14 protein-coding genes are annotated in these 22,404 nt (G+C 70.0%); 7 read left to right on the forward strand and 7 right to left on the reverse strand.

The features are described from left to right. Window positions 1-108: 108 nt before the first annotated feature. Window positions 109-720 (forward strand): TetR/AcrR family transcriptional regulator, encoded by a 612-nt coding sequence (locus ACF07S_RS03395; RefSeq protein ID WP_391973305.1) that lies wholly within the window; start codon window positions 109-111, stop codon window positions 718-720. A gap of 685 nt (window positions 721-1,405) precedes the next feature. Here the strand turns inward: ACF07S_RS03395 and tuf are convergent. The 4 genes from tuf to rpsL all read right to left on the reverse strand — a co-directional run bounded on the left by tuf (window position 1,406) and on the right by rpsL (window position 5,764). Continuing rightward, entirely contained in the window at window positions 1,406-2,599 is a 1,194-nt protein-coding gene (gene tuf / locus ACF07S_RS03400; protein ID WP_062706810.1) for an elongation factor Tu, read from the reverse strand. Between the two features lie 154 nt (window positions 2,600-2,753). After that, a complete protein-coding gene (gene fusA / locus ACF07S_RS03405; protein ID WP_356310444.1) occupies window positions 2,754-4,880 on the reverse strand; it encodes an elongation factor G in 2,127 nt (708 codons plus the stop codon). Between the two features lie 39 nt (window positions 4,881-4,919). After that, the gene (gene rpsG / locus ACF07S_RS03410) at window positions 4,920-5,390 is read right to left on the reverse strand and encodes a 30S ribosomal protein S7 (RefSeq protein ID WP_003992340.1); all 471 of its coding nucleotides are present in this window, start codon (window positions 5,388-5,390) and stop codon (window positions 4,920-4,922) included. 2 nt (window positions 5,391-5,392) lie between these two features. Continuing rightward, on the reverse strand, window positions 5,393-5,764 hold the full coding sequence (rpsL, locus tag ACF07S_RS03415; protein ID WP_003948652.1) for a 30S ribosomal protein S12: 372 nt from the start codon (window positions 5,762-5,764) through the stop codon (window positions 5,393-5,395). Window positions 5,765-6,162: 398 nt separating this feature from the next. On the opposite strand from rpsL, the gene ACF07S_RS03420 reads away from it, so the two are divergent. The 6 genes from ACF07S_RS03420 (at window position 6,163) to ACF07S_RS03445 (ending at window position 13,890) form a co-directional block, all read left to right on the forward strand. Then, on the forward strand, window positions 6,163-6,945 hold the full coding sequence (locus ACF07S_RS03420) for a Crp/Fnr family transcriptional regulator (protein ID WP_391961799.1): 783 nt from the start codon (window positions 6,163-6,165) through the stop codon (window positions 6,943-6,945). A 284-nt stretch (window positions 6,946-7,229) separates the two neighbouring features. Further along, window positions 7,230-8,120 (forward strand): hypothetical protein, encoded by an 891-nt coding sequence (locus ACF07S_RS03425; RefSeq protein ID WP_391973306.1) that lies wholly within the window; start codon window positions 7,230-7,232, stop codon window positions 8,118-8,120. Continuing rightward, complete coding sequence (locus ACF07S_RS03430) at window positions 8,117-10,342, forward strand: hypothetical protein (protein ID WP_391973307.1); 2,226 nt, start codon at window positions 8,117-8,119, stop codon at window positions 10,340-10,342. The genes ACF07S_RS03425 and ACF07S_RS03430 overlap by 4 nt, the downstream gene beginning before the upstream one ends. Window positions 10,343-10,355: 13 nt before the next feature. Continuing rightward, a complete protein-coding gene (locus tag ACF07S_RS03435) occupies window positions 10,356-11,993 on the forward strand; it encodes a hypothetical protein (protein ID WP_391973308.1) in 1,638 nt (545 codons plus the stop codon). Beyond that, window positions 11,990-12,586: a Pycsar system effector family protein gene (locus tag ACF07S_RS03440; RefSeq protein ID WP_391961803.1), complete on the forward strand. Its 597-nt coding sequence runs from the start codon at window positions 11,990-11,992 to the stop codon at window positions 12,584-12,586. The genes ACF07S_RS03435 and ACF07S_RS03440 overlap by 4 nt, the downstream gene beginning before the upstream one ends. Before the next feature lie 41 nt (window positions 12,587-12,627). Continuing rightward, the gene (locus ACF07S_RS03445; protein ID WP_391973309.1) at window positions 12,628-13,890 is read left to right on the forward strand and encodes a M48 family metalloprotease; all 1,263 of its coding nucleotides are present in this window, start codon (window positions 12,628-12,630) and stop codon (window positions 13,888-13,890) included. 63 nt (window positions 13,891-13,953) lie between these two features. Here the strand turns inward: ACF07S_RS03445 and ACF07S_RS03450 are convergent, their stop codons facing one another. From ACF07S_RS03450 to rpoB, 3 genes are all read right to left on the reverse strand, one after another. Then, on the reverse strand, window positions 13,954-14,484 hold the full coding sequence (locus ACF07S_RS03450) for a DUF1707 and DUF4190 domain-containing protein (RefSeq protein ID WP_391961805.1): 531 nt from the start codon (window positions 14,482-14,484) through the stop codon (window positions 13,954-13,956). A 197-nt stretch (window positions 14,485-14,681) separates the two neighbouring features. After that, window positions 14,682-18,620, reverse strand: a complete 3,939-nt coding sequence (locus ACF07S_RS03455; RefSeq protein ID WP_391961806.1) for a DNA-directed RNA polymerase subunit beta' — start codon at window positions 18,618-18,620, stop codon at window positions 14,682-14,684. A 95-nt stretch (window positions 18,621-18,715) separates the two neighbouring features. Beyond that, window positions 18,716-22,201, reverse strand: coding sequence for a DNA-directed RNA polymerase subunit beta (rpoB, locus tag ACF07S_RS03460; protein WP_391961807.1), 3,486 nt, complete (start codon window positions 22,199-22,201; stop codon window positions 18,716-18,718). Window positions 22,202-22,404 lie beyond the last annotated feature (203 nt).

Here is a 22,404-nt window from a genome sequence, read left to right on the forward strand (position 1 = left end):
GCTTTGCAAGGGTGGTTGTGCACGCGTCCGTGGGAGTGGTTGTGCCGGCGGCCGTGGGAGCGGTTTGTGCGAGCGGCCGTGGGAGCGGTCGTGGAAGGAGCGGGTGCGATGAGCGACGGCGAGGGGAGCCCGGGCGGCGCGGGACGTGCGGCCGAGTCCAAGCGGAAGGACGCCCGGCGCAACAAGGAGGCCCTGCTCGACGCGGCCGCCGCGGTCTTCGTCACGTCAGGCGTGGAGGCCCCGGTGCGCGACATCGCGGCCAGGGCGGGCGTCGGCCTGGGCACCATCTACCGTCACTTCCCCAAGCGGGCGGACCTGATCATCGCCGTCTACCGGCACCAGGTCGACGCCCTCGCCGAGGCGGGCCCGGCCCTGCTGGAGAGCGGCGCGAGCCCGCACGCCGCCCTGGGGCAGTGGATCAGCCGGTTCGTCGACTTCCTGGTCACCAAGCACGGGCTCGCCGCCGCACTGCGCTCCGACGACACCGGCTTCGAGGCGCTGCACGCCTACTTCCTGGACCGCCTGGTGCCCGTCTGCGCCCGACTGCTCGAAGCCGCCGTCGCCGCCGGCGAGATCCACTCCGACATCGAGGCCCTGGCGCTCATGCGCGGCGTCGGGAACCTCTGCATCGGCGGCGACAGCGATCCCCGCTACGAGCCGCGCCGGCTGGTCGAACTCCTCATCGCGGGACTGCGCCACCCCCCGCTGACCGCCGGGTGACGTCAGCGCCCGGAGGCGTACGTCACGAACCGGGCCCGTGCGGCGGGCGTGAGCGCGAGCCGGGAACCGGGGACCGGGAGCCGTCGGCGTTCAAGGCCCTCCCCGCCGTACCGCACCCCGGCTTCCCCCCTCCCGCCCTCCTCCGGACCGCCGCCGAAGTCCTCCCCCGACGAGGACGTGTCAGTGGTGGTGGCCCTGCCGGCCGAGGGTCTCCACGGGGGTCGCGCCGGGGCCGGTCCACTGCGGGACGGGGCGGCCGGCCGGGCCCCTCCTCGAGGACCTCCGCCGCGGACGTGGCCGTGACGGCCCGCGTGAACCACAGCTCAAGCACGTCCGGGTCGTCACAGTCGGCGATGCGTTCCCGGTCCTCGTCCGTCACCTCCCCACCCCGGCCGAGGCCTTGTTCCGTGAGTTCGATGAAGGTGCCCGCGGTGTTCTCGTCGTCGGCCGGCGGGCCTTTCGCCGCCAGCCTCATGGGATGAGCTGACCATGCGGCGAAGCTACGGTCGGGACGGCATGCACCGGGCTCATATGACGCGACATCCCCTCGACCGGGTGACGCCTTCGGCGCCGATGTCGACGCCCCCGCACCCCGCACAGCGAAAGGGCCCGCACGACCGAAGTCGTGCGGGCCCCTTCAGGTGCCAGGTGCTCGCGAGCGAGCTACCAGGTCAGATCAGCAAGCTCACTTGTTGATCTTGGTGACCTGGCCGGCGCCCACGGTCCGGCCACCCTCACGGATGGCGAACTTCAGGCCCTCCTCCATGGCGACGGGCTGGATGAGCTCCACCTTCATCTCGGTGTTGTCACCCGGCATGACCATCTCGGTGCCCTCGGGGAGGGTCACGACGCCGGTCACGTCCGTCGTACGGAAGTAGAACTGCGGGCGGTAGTTGTTGAAGAAGGGGGTGTGACGGCCACCCTCGTCCTTCGACAGGATGTAGGCCTGGGCCTCGAACTCGGTGTGCGGGGTGACCGAGCCCGGCTTGATGATGACCTGGCCGCGCTCGACGTCCTCGCGCTTGATGCCACGGAGGAGCAGACCGACGTTCTCACCGGCCTGGCCCTCGTCGAGCAGCTTGCGGAACATCTCGATGCCGGTGACCGTGGTGGTGGTCTTCTCCTGCTTGATGCCCACGATGTCGACGGTCTCGTTGACCTTGAGGACACCACGCTCGATACGGCCGGTGACGACCGTACCGCGACCGGTGATCGTGAAGACGTCCTCGATCGGCATGAGGAACGGCTTGTCGACGTCACGCTCGGGCTGCGGGATGTTCTCGTCCACGGCCTTCATCAGGTCGAGAACGGTCTGGCCCCACTCCTTGTCGCCCTCGAGGGCCTTGAGCGCCGAGACCTTGACGACCGGCAGGTCGTCGCCCGGGAACTCGTACTCGGAGAGCAGCTCACGGACCTCGAGCTCGACGAGCTCCAGGATCTCCTCGTCGTCCACCATGTCGGCCTTGTTGAGGGCGACGACGATGTAGGGGACGCCGACCTGGCGGGCCAGGAGCACGTGCTCCTTGGTCTGCGGCATCGGGCCGTCGGTGGCGGCGACCACGAGGATGGCGCCGTCCATCTGCGCCGCACCCGTGATCATGTTCTTGATGTAGTCCGCGTGACCGGGGCAGTCGACGTGGGCGTAGTGACGCGTCTCGGTCTGGTACTCGACGTGCGCGATGGAGATGGTGATACCGCGCTGGCGCTCTTCGGGAGCCTTGTCGATCTGGTCGAAGGCCGAGGCCTCGTTCAGGTCCGGGTACGCGTCGTGCAGCACCTTGGTAATGGCGGCCGTGAGGGTCGTCTTACCGTGGTCGATGTGACCGATGGTGCCGATGTTGACGTGCGGCTTAGTCCGCTCGAACTTCGCCTTCGCCACGGGGGTCCTCCTGAGAGTGGTTCTGGTACGCCTTGCTCATCGGCGCCAGGTGATCTTTGCTGGGAAACCCGGACCCGGGACATTCCACCACGAGGGTGGCGGAACGCCCCTTGCAGGCTCCGGGGTCAAGCCTAAAGCGTGTGAACGGAGTCCGTTACTCGCCCTTGGCCTTCGCGATGATCTCCTCGGCGACGTTCCGGGGAACCTCGGCGTAGGAGTCGAACTGCATGGAGTAGCTGGCCCGGCCGGACGTCTTGCTGCGCAGGTCGCCGACGTAACCGAACATCTCCGAAAGGGGCACGAGCCCCTTCACGACGCGGGCACCCGCCCGCTCCTCCATGGCCTGGATCTGGCCACGGCGGGAGTTGATGTCGCCGATGACCTCACCCATGTAGTCCTCGGGCGTGGTGACCTCGACGGCCATCATCGGCTCCAGGAGCACGGGCGAAGCCTTGCGCGCGGCCTCCTTGAAGGCCTGCGAACCGGCGATCTTGAACGCGAGCTCGGAGGAGTCGACCTCGTGGTAGCCGCCGTCGATGAGCGTGACGCGGACGCCCGTCATCTCGTAGCCGGCCAGGATGCCGAACTGCATGGCCTCCTGGGCACCGGCGTCCACCGAAGGGATGTACTCCTTCGGGATGCGGCCACCGGTCACCTTGTTCACGAACTCGTACGAGGCGTCGCCGCCCTCGATCGGCTCGATCGCGATCTGCACCTTGGCGAACTGACCGGTACCACCGGTCTGCTTCTTGTGGGTGTAGTCCACGCGCTCGACGGCCTTGCGGATCGTCTCACGGTAGGCGACCTGCGGCTTGCCGACGTTGGCCTCGACCTTGAACTCACGGCGCATGCGGTCGACCAGCACCTCGAGGTGCAGCTCGCCCATACCGCCGATGATGGTCTGGCCCGTCTCCTCGTCCGAGTGGACCTGGAAGGACGGGTCCTCCTCGGCCAGGCGCTGGATCGCGACGCCCAGCTTCTCCTGGTCGCCCTTCGACTTGGGCTCGATGGCGACCTGGATGACCGGCGCCGGGAAGTCCATGGACTCCAGGATCACCGGGTTCTTGTCGTCGGACAGCGTCTCACCGGTGGTGGTCTGCTTCAGGCCCATGACGGCGACGATGTCGCCGGCGCCCACCGAGTCGATCTCCTCACGCTTGTTGGCGTGCATGCGGTAGATCTTGCCGATGCGCTCCTTCTTGCCCTTGACGGAGTTCAGCACCGCGGTGCCGGACTCCAGGCGGCCCGAGTAGACCCGGACGAAGGTGAGCTTGCCGAGGTGCGGGTCGCTCATGATCTTGAACGCGAGGGCGGCGAGGGGCTCGTCCTCGGACGGCTTGCGCCGGACGACGACCTCGGGGTCCTTGACGTCGTGGCCCTCGATGGCCTCGACGTCGAGCGGGGTCGGCAGGTAGCGCACGACCGCGTCGAGCAGGGGCTGGACGCCCTTGTTCTTGAACGCGGTGCCGCAGAACACCGGGGTGACCGTGGTGTCGCTGGACTTGCCGGAGGCGATCGTGATGCGACGGATCGCGGCGTACAGCTGCTCCTCGGTGGGCTCCTGGCCCTCCAGGTACAGCTCCATGATCTCTTCGTCGTTCTCGGCGACGGCCTCGACCAGCTTGCCGCGCCACTCCTCGGCGGCCTCGGTGTGCGTGGCCGGGATGTCGACGACGTCGTACATCTCGCCCTTGGCGGCCTCGGCGGACCACACGAGCGCCTTCATGCGGACCAGGTCCACGACGCCCTTGAAGTCGGCCTCGGCGCCGATCGGAAGCTGCATGACGAGCGGCTGGGCACCCAGACGGTCCGAGATCATCTCCACGCAGCGGTGGAACTCGGCGCCGGTGCGGTCCAGCTTGTTCACGAAGCAGATGCGCGGCACGCCGTAACGGTCGGCCTGACGCCACACCGTCTCGGACTGCGGCTCGACACCGGCGACACCGTCGAACACGGTCACGGCACCGTCGAGCACGCGCAGGGAGCGCTCCACCTCGACGGTGAAGTCGACGTGCCCCGGGGTGTCGATGATGTTGATCGTGTAGTCGTTGTCCTCGAGCGGCCAGTGGCAGGTGGTCGCAGCAGACGTGATCGTGATGCCACGCTCCTGCTCCTGCTCCATCCAGTCCATGGTGGCGGCGCCGTCGTGGACCTCACCGATCTTGTACGACACGCCGGTGTAGAACAGGATCCGCTCGGTGGTGGTCGTCTTGCCCGCGTCGATGTGGGCCATGATCCCGATGTTGCGGACCCTGGCCAGGTCAAGCGAAGTGGTAGCCATAAGGCTTCAGTCTTCTCTCGGTCTCGATGTGGACTGCGACTACCAGCGGTAGTGCGCGAAGGCCTTGTTGGACTCGGCCATCTTGTGCGTGTCCTCGCGCTTCTTCACAGCGGCGCCGAGGCCGTTGGAGGCGTCGAGAAGTTCGTTGAGCAGACGCTCGGTCATGGTCTTCTCGCGACGGGCGCGGGAGTAACCGACCAGCCAGCGCAGCGCGAGCGTGTTGGCACGACCGGGCTTGACCTCGATCGGGACCTGGTACGTCGCACCACCGACACGGCGGGACTTGACCTCGAGGGTCGGCTTGATGTTCTCCAGCGCGCGCTTCAGCGTGATGATCGGGTCGTTGCCCGTCTTCTCACGCAGACCTTCCATGGCGCCGTAGACGATGCGCTCGGCGGTGGAGCGCTTGCCGTTCAGCAGCACCTTGTTGATGAGCGACGTCACCAGAGGAGAACCGTAGACCGGGTCGATGATGACCGGGCGCTTCGGGGCGGGGCCCTTACGAGGCATTCTTACTTCTCCTTCTTGGCGCCGTAACGGCTGCGAGCCTGCTTGCGGTTCTTGACACCCTGGGTGTCGAGCGAGCCGCGGATGATCTTGTAGCGAACACCCGGCAGGTCCTTCACACGGCCGCCGCGCACGAGCACGATGGAGTGCTCCTGCAGGTTGTGTCCCTCACCCGGAATGTAAGCGGTGACCTCGATCCCGCTGGTCAGACGCACACGCGCGACCTTACGCAGGGCCGAGTTCGGCTTCTTCGGGGTGGTCGTGAACACACGCGTGCAGACGCCACGACGCTGAGGAGAACCCTCGAGTGCGGGCGTCTTGTTCTTCTCGACCTTGTCCTGCCGGCCCTTACGGACCAGCTGCTGGATCGTAGGCACTACTTCTCCGGTTTCTGTGTGCCGATAGGTACAGCTAACCTGGAACATCTCCGACCCACGCGGTCGGGTGTGTCGAATACCGCGGACTTCCACCGGAAGGCAGAAGGAAGCGCGGATTGCGGTGGCCGTTTCTCAGCCCCCGGTGCGGTGTGATGGGCACGCACGAGGGCCAGGGCACACCCCAGGCACAAGGTCTGAGCGTACCTACCTCACGGACTCCGGTCAAAACAAATGGAGCGCGGCCCGACACGCCGGACTTGCCCACTGTGTCCACGGCCTTCACCGGACCGGTCCTGCCCCTCGTACGCGTCGGTCACGACTTGGCCGGTTCCCGTCCTTGCCGGGGGCCGTGCTCAGTACTTTGATCCGTCCGCCGTAGACGAACGGGGGTCCACCTGATGAAGCCGACGCCGCACGGACCGGACGACGGGGGCCTGGAGGACCGGGTGCCCTTCCTGGCACGCCTGGAGAGCCAGGACCGCACCGCGCTGCTCTCGCTGGGCCGGGAGCTGCGCTTCGCGCCGCGTGCCGCTCTGCTGCACCAGCTGGAGCCGTCGTCGCACGTGCTGTTCCTGGTGCAGGGCTGGACGAAGGTCACGGCGGCGGCGGCCAACGGGTACGAGGCGCTGCTCGCCCTGCGCGGAGCGGGCGACGTGGTCGGCGAGTCGGCCGCGCTGACCGGGCGTCCCCGGGCGGCGACGGTGACCGCGCTGGAACCGGTGCGGGCGGTGGCCGTGGAGCACGAGCGCTTCAAGACCTTTCTGGGCCGCTCCCCCGCCGTGTCGTTCGCCCTGCTGGGCCTCACGGCGGACCGTACCCGGGCGGCCGACCGGCGGCGCCTGGAGTTCGCGTCGATGAACGTGCGCCAGCGTTTCGCGGTGCTGCTGCTGGACCTGGCCCGCAGCCACGGCCTCCGCACCGCCGGCGGCATCGAACTCTCCGTCCCGCTCAGCAAGCAGGAGCTGGCGGGGTCGGTGGGCGCCTCCCGGGAGATGGTGCAACGGCTGCTGCGGGAGCTGCGCGAGCGGGACGCGGTCTCCACGGGCCGCCGCACCCTGCTCATCATCCGCCCCGACGTCCTGCGCCGCATCGCCGCCACGGACCAGCCGGGCCCCTGCGTCCCGTCCCCGCGGCGGGCCCCCGCGGAGGACGGGACGGCGCGGCCGGGGAGCGCCGGGTAGCGGCACCCCCGCGCGGTCCCCCGCGGCCCGGTCCGGTCGTCCCCGCGGCCCGCGGCACTCGCGTCCCGGGAGCCCGGCAGCCGTGCCCCGGACCGCAGGCGTCCCGGCCGCACGGCGGACCGCCCGCGCCGGCGGGCCCGCGACCATCCCGCCGGAGGCCGGGGCGCCCCCGTTGTGTGTACCCGTTCACAGTTCCACTGGGTCATACGCCCTCACGCATCACGCACCGCTCCCGCCACTCTGCTGCTCTGCACGGCCATCCCCCACCGCTTCGAAGGACGACCATGACCGACCCCGTGAGCCGCACGATCCTGCTGCTGGACATCGAGAGGTACAGCGACCGGGACGACGTCGAGCAGGCCTACCTGCGGCGCATGCTCTACGACGTCACCGACCGCGCGCTGGAGGCCGCGGGCATCGACGAGACGCTGCGCCTGCGGGCCGACCGCGGGGACGCCGTGATGGAGCTGATCGACGCGAACGCCCCGGTCACGGCGCTGCTGCGGGCCCTGCTCACCGAGGTGCCCAGCCAGTTGCGGGCGGTGAACCGGATGGCGTCCCGCTCGGCGCAGATCCGGCTGCGCGGCGTCCTCGCCACCGGCTACGTGGCCGTCGACCGGCACGACGGATGGGTCGGCTCCGACCTGAACCACGCCTGCCGGCTGCTCGACGCGCGGCTGCTCCGCTCCGCCCTGCGGGAGCGCGCCGACGACCTCGCCCTGTGCGTCTCGGACGCCCTGTACGCCGGGGTCGTACGGCACGACCATCCCGGTATCCCGGCGGCGGACTTCCACGCGGTGACGGTGGACAGCAAGAACGGCCCGCTGACGGCGTGGCTGCACGGGCCGGTGCCCGCGTCGGAGCACGGCCGGGGCAGGGCCACGAAGGACCATGGTGAGCGGGGGGAGGAGGCGCCGGGCGGATCGGGGGACCGCCCGGCGCCGACCACCGCCCACCCGCGGGGCCACGCGGAATCCGGCGGCCGGCAGGAGGGCGGCCCGGCGCCGGCCGGAGACCGGGGAGCCCCGGCGCCGGGCGCGGTCCTGCACGTCACCGGCGGCACGGTGAGCTTCGGCGGCGGCTACGTGGCCGGCGACCAGCACGGCGTCTCCGGCGGCAACGTCACCGGCGACGTGATCATGGGCGGCAGCACCGACCGGGGTGAGCGGCCGTGAGCGGCCAGGAGCCACCCGCCGACGCCCAGGGCGGGGGCACGGCCGCCGACCCGGGCGAGGCCGCGCAGGACGAGGCCCGCGAGGCCGGCGGCACCGAGCAGCCCGAGGAGCAGGACCAGCCGCAGACGGCCTGGTCCGCCCGGCGCGACCTGGTCGACCACAGCCCCCGCACCATGAACGTCGGCTCCCGCGCCCGTTTCGGCGGCGGCTACACCGGCGGCGACCAGCACGGCGTCTCCGGCGGCAACGTCACCGGCGACGTGATCATGGGCAGCAAGACGGAGATCCACCACTGGTCGTTCCCGGGGCTCTCCGCGTCCGCCGCCGCGTCCGGGGAGATCCCCCGCGCCACCCTGGAGCGGCTCGCCGCGTCCTTCGTCGCCGACGGGGACACCGTCGCCGCCCTGCTGGACCGGCTGCGCCGCGAGCGCGTACTGGTCCTGTCCGGCGCCCGCTTCACCGGCCGCCGCACGGCCGCCCTGATGCTGCTGCACCGGCTCGGCGCCGGACCGGTGCAGGCGCTGGACCGCGACACCGCACCCGGCGCGCTGGCCGACCGCGTCACGGCTCCCGCGCCCGGCGACGGCGCCGCCGACACCGGGCGCGCCCGCGGGTACGTGCTGTGCGACGTGGCGACCCGGCGCGGCGACGCGCTGCGCGAGACGCATCTGCTGGCCGCCCGGGACCGGCTCGCCGAGCACGACGCCTACCTCGTCGTCACCGTCGGCCCCACCGCCGTACTGGAGGACGACGTGTCCGCGGCGGAGTGGAAGCCGCCGGTGGCCGCCGACGTGCTCGCCGCGCATCTGCGCGTCCACGCCGACGCGGAGACCGCCGGGCGGCTGCTCGGTCTGCCGGCCGTCAAGGAGTTCCTGGACCACGGTCACCAGCTCCGCGAGGTGGCCGCGTTCGCTCAGCTGCTCGGCCGGTACGCCGCCGGAGAGGTCACCGAACGGGCCGTCGGCGACTTCTCGCTCGTGTCGCTGGAGAACCAGGTCCAGGAGTGGTTCGAGGAGGACGAGACGGCGATCCACCTGCGCGACAAGGCGTTCCTCGTCGCGCTCGCCGCCTTCGACGACGGCCCGTACGCGCTCACCGCCGAACTCAGCGACCTGCTGTACCGGTTCCTCCAGAAGACCGACGATCCCACCCGCTCCCCCAAGGTCCCCGTGTTCGGCACCCACATCGGCAAGCGCCTGCAACTGGCGCGCGCCGAGCGCTACGAGGGCGAGGAGCACACCGAGTGGGGGCCGGTGACGCAGTCGAAGGCGGCGTTCGCCGACGAGCGGACCCCGCTGGTGCTGCTGCGGGAGGTGTGGACCGGCCATCCGTCCGCCCGGCCGGCGCTGATCGCCTGGCTGCGCCGGCTCGCCGACGACGGACGGCCCCTGGTCCGCACCCGGGCCGCGTCCACCGTCGCCGTCCTCGCCCGTACCGACCTGCCTTCCGCGATGGCGCTGGTCATCGAGCCGTGGGCCACCTCCAACCGGTTCCGGCACCGGCTCGTCGCGGTCAACTCGCTCACCCTGGCCCACCACATCGGCACCCCCAGCATCCCGCGCATCCTCGACACCTGGTCGACCCACGAGGACCGGCGGCTGCGCTGGGTCGCGGTCCGCGCGTACGCGCTGATCGGACCGGAACGGCCCGCGCAGGCCCTCGCCGCGCTGCGCGACGCGGCCCGCCGGCTGTACGAGCGCTTCGCCGATCCGGACGACTTCGACCGGGATACGGCGCGGGAACTGGCCGAAGCCGTGGAGCTGCTGCTGCTGTCCTCGGCCGCCCCCGAGGTCCTCGGCGAACTCACCGACCGCCTCGACGACGACCGGGCCGTGCGCGATCTGGCCCTGAGCGGTTTCGTCAACGCCTGCGGCCGCACCGAGGGCGAGGAGCGGTACGGCACGCCGCTCGTCCTGACCTGGTACGCCCGCGCGGCGACGGACGACGACCGCGCCGCCCGCGGCATCGCGCACCTGTGGCGGGAGGCCCTCGGCGACCCGCACCACAGCCGGCACGCGCTGGAGGTGATGCGGGACTGGGTCCTGATCGCCGACCGTTCCACGGCCACCGAATGGGCGCTCGCCGCGCTCCTGCCCGGACTCGTCACCACCCCGACCGAACACCAGCGGCTGAGCCATCTGCTGCGCACCATGCCCGGCGAGGACGGAAACCCCCCGCCGCCGGTCGCCGCCCGCCTGCTGAGCACGCTTCCACCGCGCTGACGAAGGACACGCCATGCCCACCTTCCACCGCCCGCCCGAGTGGCAGCAGCCGGCCGACCGCCACACCCGGCTGATCGACCCGGTCCTCACCGTGCGCCGGCTGTCGCGCTTCGAGCTGTCGCTGAAGCACGTGGTCCGCATCGACCACGCGCTGGTCTTCTCCACCCCGAAGGGCGGCTACGAGGCGTACCCGCCGCCCGGACGGCCGACCCGCGGCGAGATCGCCTCCCGCCGGTACACCGCCGTGTACGAGGTGGACATGGGTGTCCATCCCTTCACGGACACCCTCGCACTGCCCAGCGAGAACGACGCGTTCGAGTTCACCGCCGAGGTGGACGTCTCCTGGCAGGTGCTGGACCCGGCGCAATTCGTGGCGAGCGGCATCAGGGACGTGCCCGCGCTGCTGCTCGGCGAGCTGCAGCAGGCCGCGCGGCCGGTCACGCGGCGCTTCGCCGTCGCCGACAGCGGGCGTGCCGAGCAGGAGCTGCTGCGCGCGGTCACCGCCGGCGGTCCGCTCGGCGCGTCCGCGGGACTCCAGGTGACCTGGACCCTGCGGCTGCGCCGTGACCAGGCGAACATCGACCATCAGCACCGCCTCCAGTCGATCGACCACTCCGCGGCGGAGCAGATCCGCGCGGCGCAGCAGGGCATGCGGGTCGACGTCGAGATGGATCACCGCTACCGGCAGCAGGACGCGCTGCAGGCCGCCCGGGCCATGAAGTACGGACACCAGCAGCAGGAGCTGGCCATGCAGCAGCAGCGCTGGCAGCACGAGCGGGCGATGCTCCAGGGCGAGCAGATGCTGGAGCTGCAGGAGGTCGAGGCGAAGAAGATCGAGTTCTACCGGTGGCACCTGTCGCAGGGCGGGGTGCAGTCCTGGGCGCTCCACCTCGCCCAGCACCCGGAGGACTCGCGGCTCGTGATGAACAGCATGCGGGAGGACCAGCTCCGCATGATCCAGGCGCAGATGGACCTGGTGAAGGAGCTGCTGGGCGGGGAGGGCGCCGAGAAGTTCGAACTGGAGGGTCCCAAGCAGCTCGCGCTCCGCACCGTCAGCGACATCCTCAACCAGCGTCTCCCGGGCGTCCCCCAGACCCCGCCCCTGCTCCCCCCACCGGACCAGCCCGCCCCGCCCGGCGCCCCCACACCCTCCCCCGCACCGCACGCCCCACCGGCGGGCAGCCCCGCGCCGGGCACGGCACCGCACGCGGGGCCCGCAGCGGACGGCGGCGCTCCCGCAGCGCCCTCGCCGGACGCGACACCGCGTCCGAGCCCCGTACCCGGGCCTCCCGGGTCGGCTCCCCCGGCCGCCGCGCCGGCCATGGCACCGCCCGAACCGCCCACCGGCCCCGCCGCGACTCCCCTGCCTCACCCCCCGCCGCCGTACACCCCGCCGCCGTACACGCCGTACCCCATGCACACGCCGTACCCCACGCCGATCGTGCCCGGAACGTTTCCGCAGCACCCCGCACCGCCCGTGCCACCCGTCCCCTCCCCGCCGGCGTACCCGCCCCACCACGCCACGCCCGCCTGGCAACCGCCTCCCGGGTACGGGACCACCCCGACCGCACCGCCGGAGCAGGCCGCGGCGCCGCCCACGCCCGCCGAAGGCGACCAGGGCGGGTCCGCGCCGGAGGGGTCCGGCCGATGACGACGGTCGACCCGGGCCCCACCCCGGCCACGGGCGTCCCCGACCCCGGCCCCGCCTCCCCGCCGGCACCCGGTCCCGCACCCACCTCACCGCAGCCCTCCACGCACCGTGCGCAACTGTGCGAGCGGCTGCTCGCGGACCTGCGGACCGAGATCGCCCGCGCGGACAGCAAGGCCGCCGTCCTGGTCGCCGCACTCGGCATCACCGCGGGCGTGTTCAGCGGTCTTCTCGCGGGCCGGGACTGGTCACCGGACACCCTCGCGGCCACCGGCGCCGCAGTGTGGTGGGCGGGGATCCTCTCCCTCGCCCTGTCCCTGTTCGCGCTGCTCCTGGCCGTACTGCCCCGCTACCGCGGCGGGACCTGGTCACCGGGCATGCCCCTGTCGTACTTCGGCGACATCCAGCGGGCCGTACGGGCAGGCCGGCTGGACGCCGCGCTGGCCGACACCGAGGCCGACCCCGTGTCCGCCCTGACCACGGCGCTCACCGAGACGAGCCGGATCGCCTGGCGTAAGCACCAGTGGATCCGCACCGGTCTGATCGCCTTCTGCACCGGCACGCTCCTGCTGCCGGCCTCCCTGCTGATCGGCTGACCCGCGGGCCGGCCACCGCTCACGCCAAGCGAAGGAAGCACATGAACCAGCCGCCACCGATGCCCCCGGAGTACCCCGAGCCGAACGGCCACCCCACCACCGCACCGCCGTACCCGCAGCCCGACCCCCGAACCACCCAGGCCCCACCGCCGTACCCCCACCCCCACATCCCCCCGCAGTACCCGCACCCGGCCCCGTCGGCTGCTCCCCCGTACCCGGGCGGCGGCGCGGCGGCCCAGCCCTCGATGCCGCATCCCGCCACCGCCCCGCCCCCCTACGCACAGCAGCACCCGTACCCCCAGGCCGGTCCGGCCCCCGCCGCCGCACCGACGCCCCCGGCCCCCGGCTCCCCGCTGCACCCGCACCACATCAGCACCGACCGCGGTCGCGTGCACATCGCCGGCCAGCAGCGCCGCACCGACGCCACCGCCTTCGGCAACCTGCTGCTCCACCTGCCCAACTTCCTGTGCAGCCTCGCCGTCGTCGCCCTGGTCTCACTCCTCTTCGGCGGCCTCGGGATCCTGATCGTCCTGGCCTGGCTCGCCAGCGGCGCACTCGTGTTCCACCGCCCGACGGAAAGCGCCCTCGCGCGCCATCTGCTCCGCCTGCGCTACCCCACACCGCAGGAAAGAGCCAAACTCGAACCGGTCTGGCGCGAAGTCACCGCCCGCGCGGGCGTCGAGGGCCGGAACTACGAGCTGTGGGTGGAGGACAGCGACAACCTCAACGCGGTCGCCGCGGCCGGTCACATCGTCGGCGTCACCCGCTTCGCCATGAACCAGCTGCCCAACGGCGAACTGGCCGCCGTACTGGCGCACGAGCTGGGCCACCACGTGGGCGGCCACGCGTGGTCCTCGCTGCTGGGCTACTGGTACGCCCTGCCGGGCCGCGTCGCCTGGCGGGTGCTGCGCGCGGTCACCGGCTTCATGTTCCGGGTCTCCCGCGTCTTCTCCTGCTTCGGTGTGCTGTTCTTCGGCCTGTTCGTCGGCAGCATCGCACTGGCCACGGTCAGCTCCCTGTACGGTCTGCCGCTGCTGATCCTCGCCATGCCGTACGCGCTGGCCGCCGTCGGCCGCCGCTCGGAGCTGCGCGCCGACCAGCACGCCGCCGCACTCGGCTTCGCCCCGATGCTGGCCGCCGTACTGCAGCAGCTGCACCACCAGGAGCAGCAGCAGATCGCCGCGCTCACCGCCGTCGGCCATGGCGCGCCGACCGGGACCCCGGTCAGCACGCTGCTGTCCTCGCACCCCGACTACCACACCCGGCTGCACCACCTGCAGCCGTACCTCCGGCCACCGCGCTGAACCGACGCCCGACCGGCCACCGCGCCCCGCCGGGCCGCCCGCCCCGCGGCCCCGCCCCTCCGGTCAGCCCGCGCCCGCCAGTACGGCCACCAGACCGAACAGACTGATGACCAGCGCCCAGCCGGCCACCGACAGCCAGCCGAGCACCAGCCCGGTCAGCGCGAATCCGTCGCCGCCCTCGCCGGTGCGCCGGATCTCCGACTGAGCCAGGTGACCGAGGATCACCGCCGGCAGGCCGGTGAGCCCACCGGTGGCCACGCACAGGACGCCGCAGATCATCGAGGCGATCGCCTTGCCGTTGGTCCTGGGCTGCGGCCTGGCCAGGAAGGTCGCCGGTATCGGCCCGGCGGGCGCCGCCGACTGCGCCGCCGGGCCCTGCGGCAGATCGGCGACCAGCAGGGACAGCTCGGCCACCGTGCGCGCGGAGTAGGCACGGGCGACCCGCTTGTCGAACTCCGGGTGGTCCAGCCTGCCCTCGGCGTAACCGGCCCGCAGCACGTCCACCGCGCGCTCGCGGTCCGCGTGGCCGGCCAGCATGGACGGAGCACCGGGGCCTTGCGGCAGGTTGCCCTGCCACGGGGTCGGGTACGACACGGCCGCCTCCTGGGGGCAGACGGTGAATCCCTCGCGGGTCGATCCCTTCGGGGTCAATCACTCTTCAGAGACTCGAACGCACCGTACCCGGCATTTGGTTCCATCACCGGCCCGGTGCCGCTCCCCGCCCCGCTTCCGGGAACGCCGAAGGGCGGTCACCCCGTACGGGGTGACCGCCCTCGGATCAAGCGGCTCGCTTACTGGTTGTACGGACCGTAGTCGTAGTCCTCCAGCGGAACGGCCTGGCCGGAGCCCGTGCCGAACGGCGAGTAGTCGATGTCGTCGTAGCCGACGGCCGAGTACATCGCGGCCTTGGCCTCCTCGGTCGGCTCGACCCGGATGTTGCGGTAGCGGGACAGACCCGTACCGGCCGGGATGAGCTTACCGATGATGACGTTCTCCTTGAGGCCGATGAGGCTGTCGGACTTGGCGTTGATCGCCGCGTCCGTCAGCACTCGGGTCGTCTCCTGGAAGGAGGCGGCCGACAGCCAGGACTCCGTCGCCAGCGAGGCCTTGGTGATACCCATCAGCTGCGGACGACCGGAGGCCGGGTGACCGCCCTCCTGGACCACACGACGGTTCTCGGTCTCGAACTTCGAGCGCTCGACCAGCTCGCCGGGCAGCAGCTCGGCGTCGCCGGACTCGATGATCGTCACGCGGCGGAGCATCTGCCGGATGATGATCTCGATGTGCTTGTCGTGGATCGACACACCCTGCGAGTTGTAGACCTTCTGGACCTCGCCGACCAGGTGGACCTGGACGGCACGCTGACCCAGGATGCGCAGCACGTCGTGCGGGTTGGTGGCACCCACGGTGAGCTGCTGACCCACCTCGACGTGCTCGCCCTCGCTCACCAGGACCTTGGCGCGCTTCGAGATCGGGTACGCCGTCTCGTCGCTGCCGTCGTCCGGGGTGACGACGAGCTTCTTGGTCTTCTCGGTCTCCTCGATTCGCACGCGGCCGGAGGCCTCGGAGACCGGGGCGACACCCTTCGGGGTACGGGCCTCGAAGAGCTCGACGACACGCGGCAGACCCTGGGTGATGTCGTCACCGGCCACACCACCGGTGTGGAAGGTACGCATCGTCAGCTGGGTGCCGGGCTCACCGATGGACTGGGCGGCGATGATGCCGACCGCCTCACCGATGTCGACCAGCTTGCCGGTGGCCAGCGAACGGCCGTAGCACATGGCGCAGGTGCCGACGGCGGACTCGCAGGTCAGGACCGAGCGCGTCTTGACCTCCTCGACGCCGCGGGAGACGAGCTCCTCGATGAGGACGTCGCCCAGGTCGGTGCCGGCCGGGGCCAGCACCTGTCCGTCGACCACGATGTCCTCGGCGAGGCAGCGCGCGTACACCGACGTCTCGACGTCGCCTTCCTTGCGCAGCACGCCGTCCGCGTCACGGCTGGCGATCTTCAGACGCAGACCGCGGTCGGTGCCGCAGTCCTCCTCGCGGATGATGACGTCCTGGGAGACGTCGACCAGACGACGGGTGAGGTAACCCGAGTCGGCGGTCCGCAGAGCGGTGTCGGCCAGACCCTTACGGGCACCGTGCGTGGAGATGAAGTACTCCAGCACGGACAGGCCCTCACGGAACGACGCCTTGATCGGACGCGGGATCGTCTCGTTCTTCGCGTTCGACACCAGACCACGCATACCGGCGATCTGACGCATCTGCATCATGTTGCCTCGTGCACCCGAGTTCACCATCATGAAGATCGGGTTGGTCTTCGGGAAGTTGTCGTTCATCGCCTCGGCGACCTCGTTGGTCGCCTTGGTCCAGATCGCGATGAGCTCCTGCGTGCGCTCGTCCTTGGTGATCAGACCGCGCTCGTACTGCTTCTGGACCTTCTCGTCCTGCGCCTCGTAGCCCTTGACGATCTCCTTCTTCGCCTCGGGGACGACGACGTCGGAGATGGCGACGGTGACACCGGAGCGGGTGGCCCAGTAGAAGCCGGACGCCTTCAGGTTGTCGAGCGTCGCCGCCACGATGACCTTCGGGTAACGCTCGGCGAGGTCGTTGACGATCTCGGAGAGCTGCTTCTTGCCGACCTCGTAGTCGACGAACGGGTAGTCCTCGGGCAGCAGCTCGTTGAAGAGCGCGCGGCCCAGGGTGGTGTTCAGCCGGAAGGGGTCACCCTGCTGCCACTCGCCCGCGGCGGAGCCGCTGCCGGCCGCAGCGCCGTCGGACTCGGCGCCCTCCTCACGCGCCGGCGGGGTCCAGCCGCGCGGCGGGATGGTGCCGACCGGGAAGCGGATGTCGATCCTCGACTGGAGCGACAGCTCGCCCGCGTCGAAGGCCATGATCGCCTCGGCGACCGAGGCGAAGGAACGGCCCTCGCCCTTGAGGTCGCGCATCTCGCCGTCGGTGGTGAGGAAGAACAGACCGAGAACCATGTCCTGGGTCGGCATCGTCACCGGGCGGCCGTCGGCCGGCTTGAGGATGTTGTTCGAGGACAGCATCAGGATGCGGGCCTCGGCCTGCGCCTCCGCGGACAGCGGCAGGTGCACGGCCATCTGGTCACCGTCGAAGTCCGCGTTGAACGCGGTGCAGACGAGCGGGTGGATCTGGATGGCCTTGCCCTCGACCAGCTGCGGCTCGAAGGCCTGGATGCCGAGGCGGTGCAGCGTGGGCGCACGGTTCAGCAGAACCGGGTGCTCCGCGATGACCTCTTCCAGGACGTCGTACACGACCGTGCGGCCGCGCTCGACCATGCGCTTGGCCGACTTGATGTTCTGCGCGTGGTTCAGGTCGACCAGGCGCTTCATCACGAACGGCTTGAACAGCTCCAGCGCCATCGCCTTCGGCAGACCGCACTGGTGCAGCTTCAGCTGCGGACCGACGACGATCACGGAACGCGCCGAGTAGTCGACCCGCTTGCCGAGCAGGTTCTGACGGAAGCGGCCCTGCTTGCCCTTGAGCATGTCGGACAGCGACTTCAGCGGACGGTTGCCGGGGCCCGTGACCGGGCGACCGCGACGGCCGTTGTCGAAGAGCGCGTCGACGGCCTCCTGGAGCATGCGCTTCTCGTTGTTCACGATGATCTCGGGCGCGCCGAGGTCGAGAAGCCGCTTCAGACGGTTGTTGCGGTTGATCACGCGGCGGTACAGGTCGTTCAGGTCGGAGGTCGCGAAGCGGCCACCGTCCAGCTGCACCATCGGACGCAGGTCCGGCGGGATGACCGGCACGCAGTCCAGCACCATGCCCTTGGGGCTGTTGCTGGTCTGCAGGAACGCGGAGACGACCTTCAGGCGCTTGAGCGCGCGGGTCTTCTTCTGGCCCTTGCCGGTACGGATGATCTCGCGGAGGCGCTCGGCCTCCTCGTCGAGGTCGAAGGACTCCAGGCGCTTCTGCAGCGCCGCGGCACCCATCGAGCCGTCGAAGTACGTGCCGAAGCGGTCACGCAGCTCGCGGTAGAGCAGCTCGTCGCCCTCGAGGTCCTGGACCTTGAGGTTCTTGAACCGGCTCCACACCTCGTCGAGGCGGTCGATCTCGCGCTGCGCGCGGTCGCGCAGCTGCTTCATCTCGCGCTCGGCACCCTCGCGCACCTTGCGGCGCACGTCGGCCTTGGCACCCTCGGCCTCGAGCTCGGCCAGGTCGGTCTCGAGCTTCTTGGCGCGGGCCTCGAGGTCGGCGTCGCGGCGGTTCTCGATCTGCTGGCGCTCGACGGAGACGTGGGCCTCCAGCGAGGGCAGGTCGCGGGTGCGGCGCTCCTCGTCGACGTACGTGATCATGTACGCCGCGAAGTAGATGACCTTCTCCAGGTCCTTCGGGGCGAGGTCGAGCAGGTAGCCGAGGCGCGACGGAACGCCCTTGAAGTACCAGATGTGCGTGACGGGCGCGGCGAGCTCGATGTGGCCCATCCGCTCACGGCGCACCTTGGCGCGCGTGACCTCCACGCCGCAGCGCTCGCAGATGATGCCCTTGAAGCGGACGCGCTTGTACTTGCCGCAGTAGCACTCCCAGTCCCGGGTCGGACCGAAGATCTTCTCGCAGAAGAGTCCGTCCTTCTCGGGCTTGAGGGTGCGGTAGTTGATGGTCTCGGGCTTCTTGACCTCGCCGTGGCTCCACTGACGGATGTCGTCAGCGGTGGCCAGACCGATCCGGAGCTCATCGAAGAAGTTGACGTCGAGCACTATGCGTCAATCCCTCTCAGGGTTGTAAGTCTTGGGGTCTGAAACGGGGGTCCTGGGGCGGGCGGCCCGTGGTTCGACGAGCCGCCCAACTCCCGTCAGACCTCTTCGACGCTGCTCGGCTCGCGCCGGGACAGGTCGATGCCGAGCTCCTCCGCAGCGCGGAAGACGTCCTCGTCGGTGTCACGCATCTCGATGGACATGCCGTCGCTGGACAGCACCTCCACGTTCAGGCACAGGGACTGCATCTCCTTGATGAGGACCTTGAAGGACTCGGGGATGCCGGGCTCGGGGATGTTCTCGCCCTTGACGATGGCCTCGTAGACCTTCACGCGGCCGGTGACGTCGTCGGACTTGATGGTCAGCAGCTCCTGGAGCGCGTAGGCGGCGCCGTACGCCTCGAGTGCCCACACCTCCATCTCGCCGAACCGCTGGCCACCGAACTGAGCCTTACCACCCAGCGGCTGCTGGGTGATCATGGAGTACGGACCGGTCGAACGCGCGTGCAGCTTGTCGTCGACCAGGTGGTGCAGCTTGAGGATGTACATGTAGCCGACCGAGATCGGCTCCGGGAACGGCTCGCCCGAGCGGCCGTCGTACAGCCTGGCCTTGCCGGACGGGAGCACCATGCGCTCGCCGTCGCGGTTGGGGATGGTGTGCTGGAGCAGGCCGGCGAGCTCGTCCTCACGCGCACCGTCGAAGACCGGGGTGGCGACGTTGGTGCCGGGCTCGACCTTGTCGGCGCCGATGACCTGGAGCCGCTCGGCCCACTCCTCCGCGAGGCCGGAGACGTCCCAGCCGCGGCTGGCGAGCCAGCCGAGGTGGATCTCCAGGACCTGTCCCGGGTTCATTCGGGACGGCACGCCCAGCGGGTTGAGGATGATGTCGACCGGGGTCCCGTCCTCGAGGAACGGCATGTCCTCGATGGGCAGGATCTTGGAGATGACGCCCTTGTTGCCGTGGCGGCCGGCGAGCTTGTCACCGTCGGTGATCTTGCGCTTCTGCGCGACGTAGACGCGCACCAGCTGGTTCACACCGGGGGGGAGCTCGTCGCCCTCCTCGCGGTCGAAGACGCGGACGCCGATGACCTTGCCGGTCTCGCCGTGCGGCACCTTCAGCGAGGTGTCACGGACCTCACGGGCCTTCTCACCGAAGATCGCGCGCAGCAGGCGCTCCTCCGGCGTCAGCTCGGTCTCGCCCTTCGGGGTCACCTTGCCGACGAGGATGTCGCCGGCGATGACCTCGGCACCGATGCGGATGATGCCGCGCTCGTCGAGGTCGGCGAGGACCTCCTCGGAGACGTTCGGGATGTCCCGGGTGATCTCCTCGGGACCGAGCTTGGTGTCACGGGCGTCGACCTCGTGCTCCTCGATGTGGATCGAGGAGAGGACGTCGTCCTGCACGAGGCGCTGCGACAGGATGATCGCGTCCTCGTAGTTGTGGCCCTCCCACGGCATGAAGGCGACCAGCAGGTTCTTGCCGAGCGCCATCTCGCCGTTCTGGGTGGCCGGGCCGTCGGCGAGGACCTGGCCCTCGATGACCCGGTCGCCCTCGGCGACGATCACCTTCTGGTTGACCGAGGTGCCCTGGTTGGAGCGGGAGAACTTGGCCAGGCGGTACGTGATGTACGTGCCGTCGTCGTTGGTGGTGGTGATGTAGTCCGCGGAGACCTCCTGGACCACACCCGCCTTCTCGGCCTTGACCACGTCGCCGGCGTCGACGGCGGAGCGGTACTCCATGCCGGTGCCGACGAGCGGGGACTCGGACTTGATGAGCGGCACGGCCTGACGCATCATGTTCGCGCCCATGAGGGCACGGTTGGCGTCGTCGTGCTCGAGGAACGGGATCATGGCGGTCGCGACCGACACCATCTGGCGCGGCGAGACGTCCATGTAGTCGACGTCGTCACCGGGGACGTAGTCGACCTCGCCGCCGCGGCGGCGGACCAGGATGCGGTTCTCCACGAACCGCATGTCGTCGCTGAGCGGCGCGTTGGCCTGCGCGATGACGAAGCGGTCCTCCTCGTCGGCGGTCAGGTAGTCGACCTCGTCGGTGACCTGGCCCTCGACGACCTTGCGGTACGGCGTCTCGATGAAGCCGAAGGGGTTGATCCGGCCGTAGGAGGCCAGCGAGCCGATCAGACCGATGTTCGGGCCTTCCGGCGTCTCGATCGGGCACATGCGGCCGTAGTGCGAGGGGTGCACGTCACGGACCTCGAAGCCGGCCCGCTCACGGGAGAGACCACCCGGGCCGAGGGCGTTCAGACGACGCTTGTGCGTCAGCCCCGACAGCGGGTTGTTCTGGTCCATGAACTGCGACAGCTGGCTGGTGCCGAAGAACTCCTTGATGGAGGCGACGACCGGCCGGATGTTGATCAGGGTCTGCGGCGTGATCGCCTCGACGTCCTGGGTGGTCATGCGCTCGCGCACGACGCGCTCCATACGGGCGAGACCCGTACGGACCTGGTTCTGGATCAGCTCGCCCACGTTGCGGATGCGGCGGTTGCCGAAGTGGTCGATGTCGTCGGTCTCGACCATGATGGAGCGACCGGACTCGCCGACCGTCTCGGTCTCACCGGCGTGCAGCTTCACCAGGTACTTGATGGTGGCGATGATGTCGTCGGTGGTGAGCACGCCGGCGTCCAGCGGCTCGTCCCCGCCGAGCTTCTTGTTCACCTTGTAGCGGCCGACCTTGGCGAGGTCGTAGCGCTTGGGGTTGAAGTAGAGGTTCTCGAGCAGCGTCTGCGCGGCCTCACGCGTGGGGGGCTCGCCCGGACGCAGCTTGCGGTAGATGTCGAGCAGCGCGTCGTCCTGGCCCTGGGTGTGGTCCTTCTCCAGGGTGGCGCGCATGGACTCGTACTCGCCGAACTCCTCGAGGATCTGCTCGGTGGTCCAGCCGAGCGCCTTCAGGAGGACGGTGACGGACTGCTTGCGCTTGCGGTCGATGCGGACGCCGACCATGTCGCGCTTGTCGATCTCCATCTCCAGCCAGGCACCCCGGGACGGGATGATCTTGGCGGAGAAGATGTCCTTGTCCGACGTCTTGTCGATGCTGGAGTCGAAGTAGACACCGGGGGAACGGACCAGCTGCGACACCACGACACGCTCGGTGCCGTTGATGACGAAGGTGCCCTTGTTCGTCATGAGCGGGAAGTCGCCCATGAAGACCGTCTGGGACTTGATCTCGCCGGTCTCGTTGTTGGTGAACTCGGCCGTGACGAAGAGCGGGGCCGCGAACGTGAAGTCGCGCTCCTTGCACTCGTCGATGGAGTTCTTCGGCGGCTCGAAACGGTGGTCGCGGAAGGTCAGCGACATCGACCCGGAGAAGTCCTCGATCGGGGAGATCTCCTCGAAGATCTCCTCAAGACCGGACTTGGTGGGGACGTCCTGCCCGTTCTCGAGAGCCTCCTCGACGCGAGCCTTCCACGCGTCGTTGCCGAGCAGCCAGTCGAAGCTCTCGGTCTGCAGCGCGAGAAGGTTCGGAACCTCGAGGGGCTCCTTGATCTTTGCAAAGGAGATGCGCAGCGGGGCGGTGCTGGCAGCGTTGTTCGTATTCGCGGTCGAGGCGTTGCGCGAGGCGGCCAAGAGGGGGTCCTTCCGAGGGCTCGGACTCACTACGCGCGTACCGGTCTCTCACCGTGCACGGGGACAGACTTCCCTGATGCGGTCAAAGGGCCAGGTCAGAGGTAGTCGGTCGTCAGTGCTGAGCGAGGGTATGCCCCTGGTGACGGGCAGGGGACAGCTAACAGGCAGCGCAAAGGGTCAGTGTAGCCACTTGGCCCACTGAT

It is taken from the genome of Streptomyces sp. NPDC016640 (genome assembly GCF_043076215.1).
Taxonomy (GTDB): Bacteria; Actinomycetota; Actinomycetes; order Streptomycetales; family Streptomycetaceae; genus Streptomyces.

What these genes read in the sequence shown, in the direction of transcription:
- ACF07S_RS03425 (WP_391973306.1), top strand. Translation starts at nt 7,230, where the DNA reads ATGACCGACCCCGTGAGCCGCACGATCCTGCTGCTGGACATCGAGAGG.
- ACF07S_RS03395 (WP_391973305.1), top strand. Translation starts at nt 109, where the DNA reads ATGAGCGACGGCGAGGGGAGCCCGGGCGGCGCGGGACGTGCGGCCGAG.
- ACF07S_RS03440 (WP_391961803.1), top strand. Translation starts at nt 11,990, where the DNA reads ATGACGACGGTCGACCCGGGCCCCACCCCGGCCACGGGCGTCCCCGAC.
- ACF07S_RS03420 (WP_391961799.1), top strand. Translation starts at nt 6,163, where the DNA reads ATGAAGCCGACGCCGCACGGACCGGACGACGGGGGCCTGGAGGACCGG.
- ACF07S_RS03435 (WP_391973308.1), top strand. Translation starts at nt 10,356, where the DNA reads ATGCCCACCTTCCACCGCCCGCCCGAGTGGCAGCAGCCGGCCGACCGC.
- rpsG (WP_003992340.1), bottom strand. Translation starts at nt 5,390, where the DNA reads ATGCCTCGTAAGGGCCCCGCCCCGAAGCGCCCGGTCATCATCGACCCG.
- fusA (WP_356310444.1), bottom strand. Translation starts at nt 4,880, where the DNA reads ATGGCTACCACTTCGCTTGACCTGGCCAGGGTCCGCAACATCGGGATC.
- ACF07S_RS03445 (WP_391973309.1), top strand. Translation starts at nt 12,628, where the DNA reads ATGAACCAGCCGCCACCGATGCCCCCGGAGTACCCCGAGCCGAACGGC.